Below are 14,451 nucleotides of genomic sequence, written 5' to 3' on the forward strand. Positions count from 1 at the left end.
CCGGGGTGCGTGAGGAGGAGCGGGGTCGTGGAGACTGGGGTCATGCCGGGCATGGAGGTCGTGGAGCGGCGGTGGGCCGCGTTCCACCGCTGGGGGCCGTACGGCCTGCTGCTGGTGGGCACGCTGGTCGCGGCCGCCGTGGCCGACGCGATCGGGATGACGGCCGGCGAGAAGCGCACCGCCGGTGCCCTCGTCGCCGCCGCCGTCGCCGTGGAGCTGGTGTGGGGCCGGGTGTCGCGCAGCCGGCCCGCCCCCGGTGCCGCGAGCGCCTGCTACTACGGCGCCCGCTGGGCCATCGCCTTCGTCCTGACCTGGCTCAACCCGCTGTTCGCCTTCTACGCCGTCATCGGCTACTTCGGCGCCGACCGGCTGCTGCCTCGGCGGGTGCGCAAGGCCGGTCTGTTCGGCACCGCCGTCACGGTGGCCGGCTCCCAGTCGGGCGGGCTGCCGCCGCACGGCGGGATGGGCTGGGTGGTGTTCGGCGCGATCCTCTGCGTCAACGTCATGCTGCTGGTGCTCTTCGCGCACCTCGCCGGGCTGGAGGAGGCCCGCGCCCGCACCCAGGACGAGACGATCGCCGAACTGGAGCGCACGAACACCGCGTTGCAGCAGGCGCTGGACGAGAACGCGGCCCTGCACTCCCAGCTCCTCATCCAGGCCCGGGAGGCGGGGGTGGCGGACGAACGGCGCCGGCTGGCCGCGGAGATCCACGACACCATCGCACAGGGCCTGACCGGCATCATCGCCCAGCTCCAGGTCGTCGCCAACGCCCCGGACCTGGACACGGCCCGCACCCACCTGGAGCGCGCCTCGAACCTCGCCCGCGACAGCCTGGGCGAGGCCCGCCGCTCGGTGCACAATCTGGCCCCGGTCGCGCTCGCCGTCGACGGACTGCCCGAGGCGCTGCAGAAGACGGTCGGCGAGTGGGGCGAACGCACCGGGGTCCGGGCAGGCTTCACGGTCACCGGCACCGCCGAGCAGCTGCACGACGAGGTCTCGGCGACCTTGCTGCGGGTCGCCCAGGAGGCGCTGTCCAACGCGTTTCGGCACGCCCGGGCGACCCGGGTCGGGGTGACCCTGTCCTTCATGGGCGACGAGGTCACCCTGGACGTCCGCGACGACGGCACCGGTTTCGACCCGGCCGCCGCGCGGGCGCGCACCCGGACCGGCGGCTTCGGCCTGGACGGCATGCGGGCCCGCGCCGAACGGATCGCGGGCGCGCTCAGCGTGGAGTCCGAACCGGGGCACGGTACGGCGGTGTCGGTTCGCGTACCGTTGGTGCGCGATGAACGCTGAGACCGCCGTGGTGCGCGCATGACCGCCGATCCCGCCATCTCCCTGCTGATCGTCGACGACCATCCGGTGGTCCGCGACGGTCTGCGCGGCATGTTCGAGTCGGCGCCCGGCTTCCGGGTGCTCGGGGAGGCGGCGGACGGTGTGGAGGCGGTCGAAAGGGCGGCCGGCCTCGACCCGGACGTGATCCTGATGGACCTGCGCATGCCCGGCGGTTCCGGGGTGGACGCCATCCGTGAGCTGTCCCGGCGCGGCGCCCGCGCGAAGGTCCTCGTCCTCACCACGTACGACACCGACTCCGACACCCTCCCGGCGATCGAGGCGGGCGCGACCGGCTACCTCCTGAAGGACGCCCCGCGCGACGAGCTGTTCACCGCCGTGCGGGCCGCCGCCGAGGGCCGTACGGTGCTCTCCCCGGCCGTCGCCTCCCGGCTGGTCCACGCCGTCCGCGCCCCCGGCAAGGAGCCCCTGTCCGCGCGGGAGCGCGAGGTGCTGGCACTGGTGGCCAAGGGCACCTCCAACCGCGAGATCGCCCGCGAGCTGTTCATCAGCGAGGCCACGGTGAAGACCCATCTGACCCACCTGTACGCCAAGTTGGGCGTCAAGGACCGGGCGGCGGCGGTGGCGGTGGCCTACGACCGGAAGATCCTCGGCTAGTTGCCCCGCGCCCCCTCGACCGGCCGTTATTGCATGGAACCCCCGTCCGCGCCTCGATAGGTTCGACGTTCGCCGTCGGACCGCACCGCCGACGGGGCCGAGCGGAGCGGGGGACGGATGATCGACGCCTATGCGGACCCGGGCAGGCCCGACACCCGTGGCGGGTGGCACTACCTGTGGTGGCTGGTGGTCCGCCAGCCGGGACGGTCCCTGCTCGGGGCGCTGCTGGCCAGCGTGTGGATGGTGCTGCTGGCCGCACAGCCGTACATGCTGGCGCGGGCGGTGGACGAGGGGCTGGTGCCGGGGCGGTTCGGGGTGCTCGCGTGGTGGAGCGTGGCGATGTTCGTGGCCGGGTCGGCGAACGCCTGGCTGAGCATCATGCGGCACCGCACGATGACCCGGGTCCGGATGGACGCCCACTTCCGCACGGTCAAGGTGGTCGTGGGGCACGTGGTGCGCCTCGGGGCCGCGCTGTCGCGCCGGGCGCAGGCCGGTGAGGTGATGACGATCGGGGTCGGCGACGTGCAGACCCTCGCCCAGGCACTCACCGTGGTCGGGCCCGGCGTGGGCTCGATCGTGGTCTATCTGGTCGTGGCCGGGGTCCTGCTGTCGGTCTCGGCGCCGCTGGCCGCGGTGGTGCTGCTGGGCATGCCGGTGATCGCGCTGCTGACCGGGCCGCTGACGCTGCGTCTGCAGGGCGCCGAGAGCGAGTACCGGGAACGGCAGGGGGTGCTCACGGCGCGGATCGGTGATCTGGCGGGCGGGCTGCGGGTCCTGGGCGGACTCGGCGGCAAGGGGCTGTTCGCGGACGCCTTCCGCGAGGACTCGCGCCGGCTGCGGGAGCAGGGCTACCGGGTGGGCGCGGCGGCCAGCTGGGTGCAGGCGCTCGGCGTGGGCCTGCCCACCCTGTTCCTGGCGGTGGTGACCTGGCTCGCGGCACGGCTGGCGGCCCAGGGGCGGATCAGCGTCGGCGAGCTGGTGTCGGTGTACGGCTATGTCGCGGTGCTGATCGGGCCGGTGGCGTTCTTCGTGCTGATGGCCTACGACCTGAACCGTGGCGTGGTGGCCGCGCGCCGGGTGGTACGGCTGCTGTGCCTGGAGCCGGAACCGGACGAGGGCACCGAGCCCGCACCGGACGGGCCGGCCGAGCTGTACGACCCGGCGTCGGGGGTGCGGGTGGCGCCGGGACGACTGACCGCGCTGGTCGCCGCCCGGCCCGCCGAGGCCGTCGCGGTGGTCGACCGGCTGGGCCGGTACGGGCCGACCGAGGTGACCTGGGGCGGGGTACGGCTGGACGCGGTGCCGCTGGACGCCGTACGGGCGCGGGTGCTGGTCGCGGACAACGAGGCGGACCTGTTCGCCGGGCCGCTGCGCGAGGTGGTGGCCGCCGACCGCCCGGCCGACGAGGCCGCGCTGCGCCGCGCGGTGTACGCGGCCGCCGCCGAGGACGTCGTGCGCGGGCTGCCGGACGGGCTGGACTCGGCCGTCGCCGGGCAGGGCCGCAGCCTGTCCGGCGGACAGCGGCAGCGGATCCGGCTGGCGCGGGCCCTGCTGGCCGACCCCGAGGTGCTGCTCGCCGTCGAGCCGACCTCGGCGCTGGACGCGCACACGGAGTCGACGGTCGCCGAGCGGCTGCGGGAGGCGCGGCAGGGCCGTACGACCGTGCTGGCGACCGCCTCGCCGCTGGTGCTCGACCGGGCGGATGTCGTGTGGTTCCTGATCGACGGCAAGGTGGCCGCGCACGGCCCGCACCGCCGCCTGCTGGCGACCGAGCCCGCCTACCGGGCACTGGTGGCCCGCGACGCCGACGACACCGCCGGGGAGGCCGTGCGATGACGACCGAGGGGAGTCTGCTGCCGGTCGCCGACCGGGCCGGGGTGCGGCGCGCCGGTGCCCGGCTGGTGCGGAGCGACGGGCGGGCGTTCGGCGCCGCGCTGGCGCTGAACGCGCTGGCGGCCGGGGCGGGGCTCGTCGGACCGTGGCTGGTCGGGCGGATCGTCGACGCGGTGCGGGCCGGGCGGGGGGTCGCGGCGGTGGACCGGCTGGCCCTGTGGATCCTGCTCGCCTCGCTGGCGCAGTTGCTGCTGGCGCGCTGGGCGCGGTACGTGGGGCACCGGTTCGGCGAGCGGACGCTGGCCCGGGTGCGGGAGGAGTACGTCGACCGGGTACTGGCGCTGCCCGCCTCCGTGGTGGAGCGGGCCGGCACCGGTGATCTGACGGCGCGGGGCACGGCGGACGTGGCGACCGTGGGGACCACGCTGCGGGATGTCGGCCCGGATCTGCTGGTCAACGGCGTGCAGGCGGTGTTCGTGCTCGGCGCGGTGTTCGCGCTGGACCCTCTGCTCGGCGCGTTCGGGCTGCTCGGGCTGGCCCCGATCGGGCCGGCGCTGCGCTGGTACCTGCGGCGCGCCCGGGACGGGTACCTCGCCGAGGGCGCGGCCACCTCGCGTGTCGCGGAGATCGTGGCGGCGACGGCGGAGGGGGCGCGGACGGTCGAGGCCTTCCGGCTGCGGCGGCCGCGGATCGCGGCGGGCCGGGAGGCGCTGGAGAGGTCCCGCCGGGCCCGCCTGCACACCCTGTTCCTGCGGACGGTGTTCTTCCCGGCGGTCGAGGTGACGTACTCGGTGCCCGTGGTGGGGGTGCTGCTGGTCGGCGGGTGGCTGCACGCGCGGGGCACGGTCGGGGTCGGCGCGGTGGTGGCCGCGGCGCTGTATCTGCGCCAGTTCACCGAGCCGCTGGACCAGATCCTGATGCGGGTGGAGCAACTGCAGAGCAGCGGCGCCTCGTTCGCGCGCGTGGAGGGCCTGGCGGCGGCACCGCGCTCGGACGCCGGGAGCCCGTCGGCGATGCCTGCGGACGACCGGATCGAGGTGCGCGGGGTGCGTTACGCCTACGAGCGGGGCGGTGAGGTGCTGCGCGGAGTGGACCTGACGGTACGGCCCGGGGAACGGCTGGCGGTGGTGGGTCCCTCCGGTGCCGGCAAGACGACCCTCAGCAGGCTGCTGGCGGGCATCGACCGGCCCACCGCCGGCACGGTGACGGTGGGCGGGGTACCGGTCGCCGAACTGGGACCGGAGCTGCTGCGCCGTCAGGTGGTCCTGGTCACCCAGGAACACCACGTCTTCCTGGGCACGGTCCGCGACAACCTGCGGATCGCCGAACCGGAGGCGACGGACGACCAGTTGTGGGCCGCGCTCACGGCGGTGGGCGCCGACGGCTGGGTCCGCGCGCTGCCGGACGGCCTCGGCACCCGGCTCGGGCCGGGCGGCCGGGCGACGGACGGCTCCCAGGCCCAGCAACTGGCTCTCGCCCGGGTGGTGCTGGCCGATCCGCACACGCTGATCCTGGACGAGGCGACGGCCCTGCTGGATCCCACCACCGCCCGGGACGCCGAACGGGCCCTGGCCGCGGTCCTGCGGGGCCGCACGGTCATCGCCATCGCCCACCGACTGCACACCGCCCACGACGCGGACCGGGTGGCGGTCATGGAGGACGGCCGCCTCACCGAACTGGGCTCCCACGAGGACCTCGTGACGGCCGACGGGGCGTACGCGGCCCTGTGGCGCACATGGCACGGCGAGGTCGCGGAGAACTGAGCACCCCGCCTGCCACCGGACGGCGTCCGGGCGCCGCCCACCGTCGGTCCCGGGCGGGCGCCGGTGCGGGCGCGGGGCGCCGGAGCCAGGCAGGGCCACAGCAGAAGAGTCGTCGCGGGGTCTTCGCGCCCCCCCTGGCGTGGCCGCCGCGACGACCACCGGCTCGGCGGCGAAGACCAGCCCCGCCGACCGCGACGGCGAGTCCCCCGGGGCGGATGGAGGCGCGGGCGGCGAGGGCCGGTCCAGGGGACACCGGGTACGCCGTCACCTGTGCCGTACCGGGCGCTGTCGGCGGGTGGCAGCCGGCTCGGCGGCGCGCTGTCCGGACTCGTCCTGGCCGGCACGGCCCGGGGCAGCGCGGGCACTGCCGTCGTCCGCATATCGAACTCGACTATCCGGTCAACGGCGCAATTCCGGCCAAGTTCATGACGCGGTCCTGACAGGTACGCCGATCCCCTGTCACTCTTCCCTGGCCGACTCACAGCGACCCCACAGCTCCGCACGCTCCACGTGAGCCGGTTTCGCACCCGCACCTGGTTCCGCGTACCGCCCTGTTCTGCCCGGACGTCTCAACCCACCGTCCGGTCTCCCCTGGCCGCGCGTGGCGCGGTCACGCAGAAGGAGTCAGTGTTGAGAAGCATTTCCTCTCGCGGACGCACCTCCCACACTCCGCACCGCCGTACCGCCGCCGTCGCCCTAGTCGGCGCGGCCGCCCTGATCGCGGCCGCCGTCCAGTCGGGCGCGGCCAGCGCCGCACCGGCGAAGCCGCAGGCCGGCAAGGCCAATCCGGCCCATGTGGCCGTCAGGCTCAGCCCCTCCCAGCGCGCCGAGCTGATACGCGACGCCGACGCCGCGAAGACGGCGACCGCCCGCTCGATCGGCCTCGGCGCCCGGGAGAAACTCGTCGTCCGGGACGTCGTCAAGGACGCCGACGGCACGGTCCACACCCGCTACGAGCGCACCTACGCCGGTCTGCCGGTGCTGGGCGGCGACCTGGTGGTGGAGTCCAGGTCGGGCAAGACCATGGACGTCATCAGGGCCACGAACGCCACGCTGAAGGTCCCCTCGCTCACCCCGGCCGCCTCGAAGGCCGCCGCCGAGAAGCTGGCCGTGGGGCGCGCCAGGGCCCTCGGCGGCACCAAGTCGGCGGCCGAGTCGGTGCGCAAGGTGATCTGGGCGGGCTCCGGCAAGCCCGTCCTCGCCTACGAGACGGTCGTCGGCGGCCTCCAGGACGACGGCACCCCCAACCAGCTGCACGTCATCACCGACGCCGCCACCGGCAAGAAGCTCTTCGAGTACCAGGGCATCGAGACCGGCGTCGGCAACACGCAGTACAGCGGGCAGGTCACGCTGACCACGACCCAGTCGGGCTCGAACTACACGCTCACCGACGGGGCGCGCGGCGGTCACAAGACGTACAACCTGAACCACGGCACCTCGGGCACCGGCACGCTGTTCTCGCAGACCAACGACACCTGGGGCAACGGCACCAACTCCAACGCCGCCACCGCCGGCGCGGACGCCCACTACGGCGCCGCGGTCACCTGGGACTTCTACAAGAACACCTTCGGGCGCAGCGGCATCAAGAACAACGGGGTCGGGGCCTACAGCCGCGTCCACTACGGCAACTCGTACGTGAACGCGTTCTGGGACGACGGCTGCTTCTGCATGACCTACGGCGACGGCTCCGGCAACGCCAAGCCGCTGACCGCCATCGACGTGGCCGGCCACGAGATGAGCCACGGCGTCACCTCCAACACCGCGGGCCTGAACTACTCGGGCGAGTCCGGCGGCCTGAACGAGGCGACCAGCGACATCTTCGGCACCGGCGTGGAGTTCTACGCCAACAACGCCACCGACGTCGGCGACTACCTCATCGGCGAGAAGATCGACATCAACGGCAACGGCAGCCCGCTGCGCTACATGGACAAGCCGAGCAAGGACGGCTCGTCCAAGGACAGCTGGTACTCGGGGATCGGCGGCGTCGACGTGCACTACTCGTCGGGCCCCGCGAACCACTTCTTCTACCTGCTGAGCGAGGGCAGCGGCGCCAAGGTCATCAACGGCGTCAGCTACAACTCGCCGACGGCGGACGGCCTTCCGGTCACCGGCATCGGCCGGGACAAGGCGCTGCAGATCTGGTACCGGGCGCTGACCACCAAGTGGACGTCCACCACCAACTACGCGGGCGCCCGCACCGGCAGCCTCGCGGCGGCCGGCGAGCTGTACGGCACCACGAGCGCCGAGTACAAGGCCGTGCAGGACGCCTGGGCGGGCGTCGGGGTCGGCACGCGCTCCGGTGGCGGCGGGGGCGGCGGCACCTCCTACGAGAACACCACGCCGGTCCCCGTCCCGGACAACGGTCCGGCGGTCACCTCCAGCATCACCGTCTCCGGCCGGACCGGGAACGCGCCAGGCAACCTCCAGGTGGCCGTCGACATCACGCACACCTGGCGGGGCGACCTGGTGATCGACCTCGTCGGCCCGTCGGGCACCGCGTACCGGCTGAAGGACTTCAGCTCCTCCGACTCGGCGGACAACGTGAACGAGACCTACACGGTCAATGCCGCCGCCGAGCCGGCCAACGGCACGTGGAAGTTGAAGGTGCAGGATCAGGCCACGTACGACACCGGAACGATCAACGGCTGGAAGCTGACGTTCCCGTAAACCGCACACCACAGCCCTGGTAATACAAGGTCGTCCGGGGGGTCGGACCCCCCGGGCGACCGCGGTTTACGTGGCCGCAATGTTTATCGGACAGTCGGCTTTCGGCCAACATCACTTCAGGGTCCTGACATGTACGCGCCCTGGATGTCACTCTCTCTCCACCCGCCGCAGCAGCACAGCAGCTTCCCAACGCCACACACTCCGGCCAGCAACCCCACGCTGTCCGGACTCCCCCACGAAGGAGCTTGCGTGAGCCCCCTCTACGCGCGTCACAAGCGCACCACCCTGGCCGTCGCCACCGCTGTCGCCGCCGGAGCCCTGCTCTCCACCGGTCTGACCACGAGTGCCTCCGCCCAGACCCCGGCCGGCTCCGCCGCCGCGAAACCCCTCGCGGCCGCCCCGACCACGCTGTCCGCCGCTGCCCGTACCGCCCTGGTCGACAAGGCGCGGGCCGGTGCCGCCGAGACGGCACGGCACATAGGCCTCGGTGCCAAGGAGAAGCTGGTCGTCAAGGACGTCGTCAAGGACGCCGACGGCACCGTGCACACCCGCTACGAGCGCACCTACGCCGGGCTGCCGGTGCTCGGCGGCGACCTGGTCGTCCACACCGCGAAGTCCGGGAAGACCGAGGGCGTCACCAAGGCGGCCAAGTCCGCGATCAAGGTGGCCTCCCTCAAGCCGCAGATCACCGCCGCCAAGGCCGAGAAGCAGGCGGTGTCCGCCGCCAGAACCCTCGGCTCGGCGAAGTCCACCGCCGACGGCGCCCGCAAGGTGATCTGGGCCGGCTCCGGCAAGCCCGTCCTCGCCTACGAGACGGTCGTCGGCGGCCTCCAGGACGACGGCACCCCCAACCAGCTGCACGTCATCACCGACGCCGCCACTGGCAAGAAGCTCTTCGAGTACCAGGGCATCGAGAACGCGACCGGCACCGGCAAGACGCTGTACTCCGGCACGGTCAGCCTCAACACCGTGCAGTCGGGCTCGACCTACCAGCTCACCGACAGCGCGCGGGGCAACCACAAGACCTACAACCTGGCCCGCAGGACGTCCGGCACGGGCACCCTGGTGGCCAGCTCGAGCAACGTCTTCGGCACCGGCACCGCCTCCAGCTCCTCCTCCGACCAGACCGCGGCCGCGGACGCCGCCTACGGCGCGGCCGAGACCTGGGACTTCTACAAGAACACCTTCGGCCGCAACGGCATCAAGAACAACGGCGTCGGCGCGTACTCCCGCGTCCACTACGGCAACGCATACGTGAACGCGTTCTGGGACGACAGCTGCTTCTGCATGACCTACGGCGACGGCTCCGGCAACGTCGACCCGCTGACCTCGCTGGACGTGGCCGGTCACGAGATGAGCCACGGCGTCACCGCCAACACCGCCGGCCTGAACTACTCGGGCGAGTCCGGTGGCCTGAACGAGGCGACCAGCGACATCTTCGGCACCGGCGTGGAGTTCTACGCCAACAACGCGTCCGACAAGGGCGACTACCTCATCGGCGAGAAGATCGACATCAACGGCGACGGCACCCCGCTGCGCTACATGGACAAGCCCAGCAAGGACGGCGGCTCGGCGGACTCCTGGTCCTCCGGTGTGGGCAACCTGGACGTCCACTACTCGTCCGGTGTCGCCAACCACTTCTTCTACCTGCTGTCCGAGGGCAGCGGCGCGAAGACGATCAACGGCGTGTCGTACAACTCCCCGACGTCCAACGGCTCCACGGTCACGGGCATCGGCCGGGACAAGGCGCTGCAGATCTGGTACAAGGCGCTGACGACGTACTTCACGTCGACGACCAACTACAAGTCGGCGCGCACCGGCACCCTGTCGGCGGCGTCCGCGCTGTACGGCTCCACCAGCGCCGAGTACAAGGCGGTGGCCGCGGCCTGGTCGGCGGTGAACGTCAACTAGCCGGTCCGGTCCGCATCGGACAGACCACAGGGCGGCACCCCGGCGTAACGCCACCGGGGTGCCGCCCTACCCTTGTGACCCATGTCCTCGGCGCCCTTCACCTACGAGCCGGTCGGTGCGACCCGCGACGACCCGGCCTTCTGCCCGCCCGGCTTCCACCCGATGCGCGTGCGCACCCGCCTCGGCGAGGGGCAGGAGGTCTTCCGGCGGGCCGCCGAAGCGGTCCTCACCTGGGAGATGCACCGCGCGCTGGGCGTGGGCATCGACGCCGCGGCCGACCGCGCGGCCCCCGGCACCGACGTCACCGTCACTCTGGCCGGCCTCGTCAAGGCCCCCTGCCGCATCGTCTGGACGGTGGAGGAGAGCCGTCGCGCCGGCTGGGCCTACGGCACCCTGGAAGGCCACCCCGAGTGCGGCGAGGAGGCCTTCGTGGTCGACCGCACCGGCGACGGCACGGTGTGGCTCACCGTCGCCGCGTTCAGCAAGGCGGCCAAGTGGTACGCCCGCGCGGGCGGGCCGGCGACCCGCGGCCTGCAGCACGCCTACGCCCGCCGTTGCGGGACGGTCCTGCGGAGACTGTGCGAGGGACTGGGCGAGGCCTGACCCGCTAAGGACCGTCCCGCCGTCAGGACGTCCCGATCACCTCAGCAGCATGCCGGACCCGTCCCCCACCTCCTGCGACGGGACCGCCAGCAGGCCCGGTTCCGCAGCGGAGGCGAGCAGCCGGTGGGCGGGCAGGATACGCACCGTGTAGCCGTAGGGGCCGGTGCGGTCCAGGGACAGCGGGCCCTCGTAGAGCCGGCGGCCCTCCAGGTCGGGGGCGCCGGTCGGCTTCAGCGGGACGATCGTGGCGTCCGTGATGCGGTCCTCCGCGTCCACCCGTCCGGAGACCGCCTGCACCTCCACGTCCTCCGGCGCCAGCTCGCCGAGGCCCACCCGGACCCGCAGCCCCACGGTCGCGCCCAGTTCCGCGCTCGCGGTCGCCGCGGTCGTCTCCACATGGTCCACCGTCACCGCCGGCCAGGCGTCCCGCACCCGGGCCTTCCACGCGGCCAGCTCCCGGGCGGTGTCCGGGGTCAGCGCGCGGTGGGACTCGGCGGCGGGGGCGTAGAGCCGGTCGACGTACTCCCGGACCATGCGCCCGGCCAGCACCTTGGGACCGAGCAGGGTCAGGGTCTGGCGGACCATCTGGATCCACCGGTCCGGCAGCCCGCCGCGCCCGCGCTCGTAGAAGCGCGGGGTCACCCGCTGCTCCATGAGGTCGTACAGGGCCGCCGCCTCGATGTCGTCCCGCCGGTCGGGGTCGGTGCCGGCACCGTCCGCGGTCGGCACGGCCCAGCCGAAGTCCGGCCTGAACCACTCGTCCCACCAGCCGTCCAGCACCGAGAGGTTGAGGCAGCCGTTCAGCGCCGCCTTCATCCCGGAGGTGCCGCACGCCTCCAGCGGGCGCAGGGGGTTGTTCAGCCACACGTCACAGCCCGGGTAGAGCTTCTGCGCCATTCCCATGCCGTAGTCCGGCAGGAAGACGATCCGGTGCCGCACCCGCGGGTCGTCCGCGAACCGCACCAGCTCCTGGATCAGCCGCTTGCCGCCGTCGTCCGCCGGGTGCGCCTTTCCCGCCACGACGATCTGCACCGGCCGCTCCGGGTGCAGCAGCAGCTCCATCAGCCGGTCCCGGTCCCGCAGCATCAGCGTCAGCCGCTTGTACGACGGCACGCGCCGGGCGAACCCGATGGTCAGGACGTCCGGGTCGAGGACCCCCTCGATCCAGCCCAACTCCGCGTCACCGGCCCCGCGTTGCCGCCAGGAGGCACGCAGCCGCTCGCGCACCTCAAGCACCAGCTGTTCGCGCAGGGTGCGGCGCAGCTCCCAGACCTCCTGGTCCGAGATGTCCGCCACCGCGTCCCAGCGGTCGCTGCCGCCGACGCTCAGCGCGTCCTCGGTCCGCTGGGCGCCGATCTGCCGGGCGCCGAGCCGCAGCACCTCCGGCGCCACCCATGTCGGCGCGTGCACCCCGTTGGTCACGGAGGTGATCGGCACCTCCTCGGCGTCGAATCCCGGCCACAGTCCGGCGAACATCTCCCGGCTGACCTGACCGTGCAGCAGCGAGACCCCGTTGGCCCGCTGGGCCAGCCGGAGCCCCATCACGGCCATGTTGAACAGGTTCGGCTCGCCGCCCGGGTAGGTCTCCATGCCCAGTGCCAGGATCCGCCGCACGTCGATGCCCGGCAGTTCGGCGTCCGTCCCGAAGTGCCGGGCGACCAGTTCCCGGTCGAAGCGGTCGATGCCGGCCGGGACCGGGGTGTGGGTGGTGAACACGGTGCCGCCGCGCACGGCCTCCAGCGCGGAGTCGAAATCCAGTCCGTCCGCGCAGAGTTCCGCGATGCGTTCGAGCCCCAGGAAGCCCGCGTGGCCCTCGTTGGTGTGGAACACCTCCGGCTCCGGGTGCCCGGTGAGCCGGCAGTACGTCCGCACCGCCCGGACACCCCCTATGCCGAGCAGCATCTCCTGCAGCAGCCGGTGCTCGCTGCCGCCGCCGTAGAGCCGGTCGGTGACGCCGCGTTCACCGAGGTCGTTCTCCTCCACGTCCGAGTCGAGCATCAGCAGCGGCACCCGGCCCACCTGGGCCAGCCAGATCCGGGCGTGCAGCGCCTTGCCACCGGGCAGGGCGAGGGACACCCGCAAGGGGGTGCCGTCGCTGTCCTTCAGCTGGGTGACCGGCAGTTCGTTGGGGTCCAGCACCGGATAGTGCTCCTGCTGCCAGCCGTCGCGCGACAGGCTCTGCCGGAAGTACCCGTGCCGGTACAGCAGACCCACCCCGATCAGCGGCACGCCGAGATCGCTGGCCGCCTTCAGATGGTCGCCGGCGAGGATGCCGAGACCGCCCGAGTACTGGGGCAGCGCGGCCGTGATGCCGAACTCCGGGGAGAAGTAGGCGACGGCGGCGGGCAGGCCGTCCGTCTGGTTCTGGTACCAGCGGTCGCCGGTCAGATAGTCGTCGAGATCGTCGGCGACGGCGGTCAGCCGGCGCAGGAACCGCCGGTCCCCGGCCAGCTCGGCGAGCCGGGCGGGGCGCACGGTGCCCAGCAGCCGCACCGGGTCGCCCGAGGAGGCGGCCCAGGCCTCGGGGTCGACGGACTGGAACAGGTCGCGCGTTTCCGCGTGCCAGGACCAGCGCAGATTGCGTGCCAGGTCGCTCAGCGGCCTTAGCGGGGCGGGGAGAACGGGACGGACGGTGAACCGACGGATCGCCTTCACATTCCACCTCGACGCGTCGCGGGGTGAGACGCACGGCGCTGTACGTCTCGTCGTCACCCTCGACGGTAGTGGTTACCCGGGCGTCGGTGGGGACGTACCCGGGGTGTCGGGGCGTCAACACGGTGCGGGTGGGCACCCGGAGGAAGAGGCCGGTCTTGTGGGTGGACGTACGCGCGAGTAGTTAACAGAGTGCCGGATTGCCCACCCGAACGGAGTGGGAAGGCTCCTCCGGTACAACACCCCACAGGCGTACTCCAGCACCTCCGCAGGACCCACCTCCCCATAGCCATCCGCCACACCCACGTTGACGCGGACAGGAGCGGTCATGCCCGCCACGCACCACTCGTCAGCACCCCCGACAAGCAGCAAGGCCAAGGCAGCAGGAAAGAGGGCAACGGGCGGGAAAGCCGCGCAACCCGCCACCACGGACCCGTCCCCGCCCAACCCGCCGGACACCCCCGGCGCACTCGGCCGGATCCCCGTCCTCGACGTGCGCCCCGTGGTCCAGCACGGGCGCCGGCCCGCCAAGGCGGTGACCGGCGAGTCGTTCGAGGTGTCGGCCACCGTGTTCCGGGAGGGGCACGACGCCGTCGCGGCGAACGTGGTGCTGCGGGACCCGGCGGGCCGGCCCGGCCCGTGGACGCCGATGCGCGAACTCGCCCCGGGCACCGACCGCTGGGGTGTCCACGTCACGCCGGGCGAGCCCGGCCGCTGGACCTTCACGGTCGAGGCGTGGTCCGACCCGCTCTCCACCTGGCGGCACCACGCCCGGATCAAGATCCCCGCGGGTATCGACACCGACCTGGTCCTGGAGGAGGGTGCCCGGCTGTACGAGCGCGCGGCCGCCGGGGTCCCGAAGGGGCGGCGGCCGCTCGTGCTGGACGCGGTGGCGGCCCTGCGCGACGAGAACCGGCCGGCCGCCTGGCGCCTCGCGGCGGCGCTGGCCCCGGAGGTGACGGAGGTCCTCGACCGTCATCCGCTGCGCGAGCTGGTGACGGCTTCCGACGCGATGCCGTTGCTGGTGGAGCGTGAACGCGCGCTGTACGGCTCGTGGTACGAGTTCTTCCCG

At 73.0% G+C, this 14,451-nt stretch carries 9 protein-coding genes; 8 read left to right on the plus strand and 1 reads right to left on the minus strand.

Translation table 11 applies throughout. The annotated features are described in order from the left end of the window. The first annotated feature begins 42 nt into the window (after nt 1-42). The 7 genes from ACIBA9_RS35660 to ACIBA9_RS35690 all read left to right on the plus strand — a co-directional run bounded on the left by ACIBA9_RS35660 (nt 43) and on the right by ACIBA9_RS35690 (nt 10,727). The gene (locus ACIBA9_RS35660; RefSeq protein WP_393901009.1) at nt 43-1,296 is read left to right on the plus strand and encodes a sensor histidine kinase; all 1,254 of its coding nucleotides are present in this window, start codon (nt 43-45) and stop codon (nt 1,294-1,296) included. A gap of 18 nt (nt 1,297-1,314) precedes the next feature. Further along, nucleotides 1,315-1,950 (plus strand): response regulator, encoded by a 636-nt coding sequence (locus ACIBA9_RS35665; protein ID WP_393900973.1) that lies wholly within the window; start codon nt 1,315-1,317, stop codon nt 1,948-1,950. A 117-nt stretch (nt 1,951-2,067) separates the two neighbouring features. Next, nucleotides 2,068-3,786 carry an ABC transporter ATP-binding protein gene (locus ACIBA9_RS35670; RefSeq protein ID WP_399369599.1) on the plus strand — a complete coding sequence of 573 codons (1,719 nt, stop codon included), beginning with the start codon at nt 2,068-2,070 and terminating at the stop codon, nt 3,784-3,786. Beyond that, entirely contained in the window at nt 3,783-5,546 is a 1,764-nt protein-coding gene (locus ACIBA9_RS35675; RefSeq protein ID WP_399369601.1) for an ABC transporter ATP-binding protein, read from the plus strand. Before ACIBA9_RS35670 ends, ACIBA9_RS35675 begins: the two co-directional genes overlap by 4 nt. A gap of 630 nt (nt 5,547-6,176) precedes the next feature. Beyond that, nucleotides 6,177-8,213 carry a M4 family metallopeptidase gene (locus ACIBA9_RS35680; RefSeq protein ID WP_399369603.1) on the plus strand — a complete coding sequence of 679 codons (2,037 nt, stop codon included), beginning with the start codon at nt 6,177-6,179 and terminating at the stop codon, nt 8,211-8,213. Between the two features lie 249 nt (nt 8,214-8,462). After that, nucleotides 8,463-10,124 (plus strand): M4 family metallopeptidase, encoded by a 1,662-nt coding sequence (locus ACIBA9_RS35685; protein ID WP_399369605.1) that lies wholly within the window; start codon nt 8,463-8,465, stop codon nt 10,122-10,124. A gap of 81 nt (nt 10,125-10,205) precedes the next feature. Continuing rightward, a complete protein-coding gene (locus ACIBA9_RS35690; RefSeq protein WP_362165745.1) occupies nt 10,206-10,727 on the plus strand; it encodes a DUF1990 domain-containing protein in 522 nt (173 codons plus the stop codon). Nucleotides 10,728-10,763: 36 nt separating this feature from the next. On the opposite strand, the gene ACIBA9_RS35695 is transcribed toward ACIBA9_RS35690, so the two are convergent. Continuing rightward, nucleotides 10,764-13,382 (minus strand): glycosyltransferase family 1 protein, encoded by a 2,619-nt coding sequence (locus tag ACIBA9_RS35695; RefSeq protein ID WP_399369607.1) that lies wholly within the window; start codon nt 13,380-13,382, stop codon nt 10,764-10,766. A gap of 325 nt (nt 13,383-13,707) precedes the next feature. On the opposite strand from ACIBA9_RS35695, the gene ACIBA9_RS35700 reads away from it, so the two are divergent. Then, nucleotides 13,708-14,451: maltotransferase domain-containing protein (locus ACIBA9_RS35700; RefSeq protein WP_399369609.1), on the plus strand; the 744-nt coding region annotated here is incomplete at its 3' end.

Source organism: Streptomyces sp. NPDC051452 (assembly GCF_044454765.1).
Lineage (GTDB): Bacteria > Actinomycetota > Actinomycetes > Streptomycetales > Streptomycetaceae > Streptomyces.

Excerpts from the sequence above, each read along its gene's own strand:
- ACIBA9_RS35665 (WP_393900973.1), top strand. The coding sequence starts at position 1,315 with ATGACCGCCGATCCCGCCATCTCCCTGCTGATCGTCGACGACCATCCG.
- ACIBA9_RS35670 (WP_399369599.1), top strand. The coding sequence starts at position 2,068 with ATGATCGACGCCTATGCGGACCCGGGCAGGCCCGACACCCGTGGCGGG.
- ACIBA9_RS35660 (WP_393901009.1), top strand. The coding sequence starts at position 43 with ATGCCGGGCATGGAGGTCGTGGAGCGGCGGTGGGCCGCGTTCCACCGC.
- ACIBA9_RS35690 (WP_362165745.1), top strand. The coding sequence starts at position 10,206 with ATGTCCTCGGCGCCCTTCACCTACGAGCCGGTCGGTGCGACCCGCGAC.
- ACIBA9_RS35675 (WP_399369601.1), top strand. The coding sequence starts at position 3,783 with ATGACGACCGAGGGGAGTCTGCTGCCGGTCGCCGACCGGGCCGGGGTG.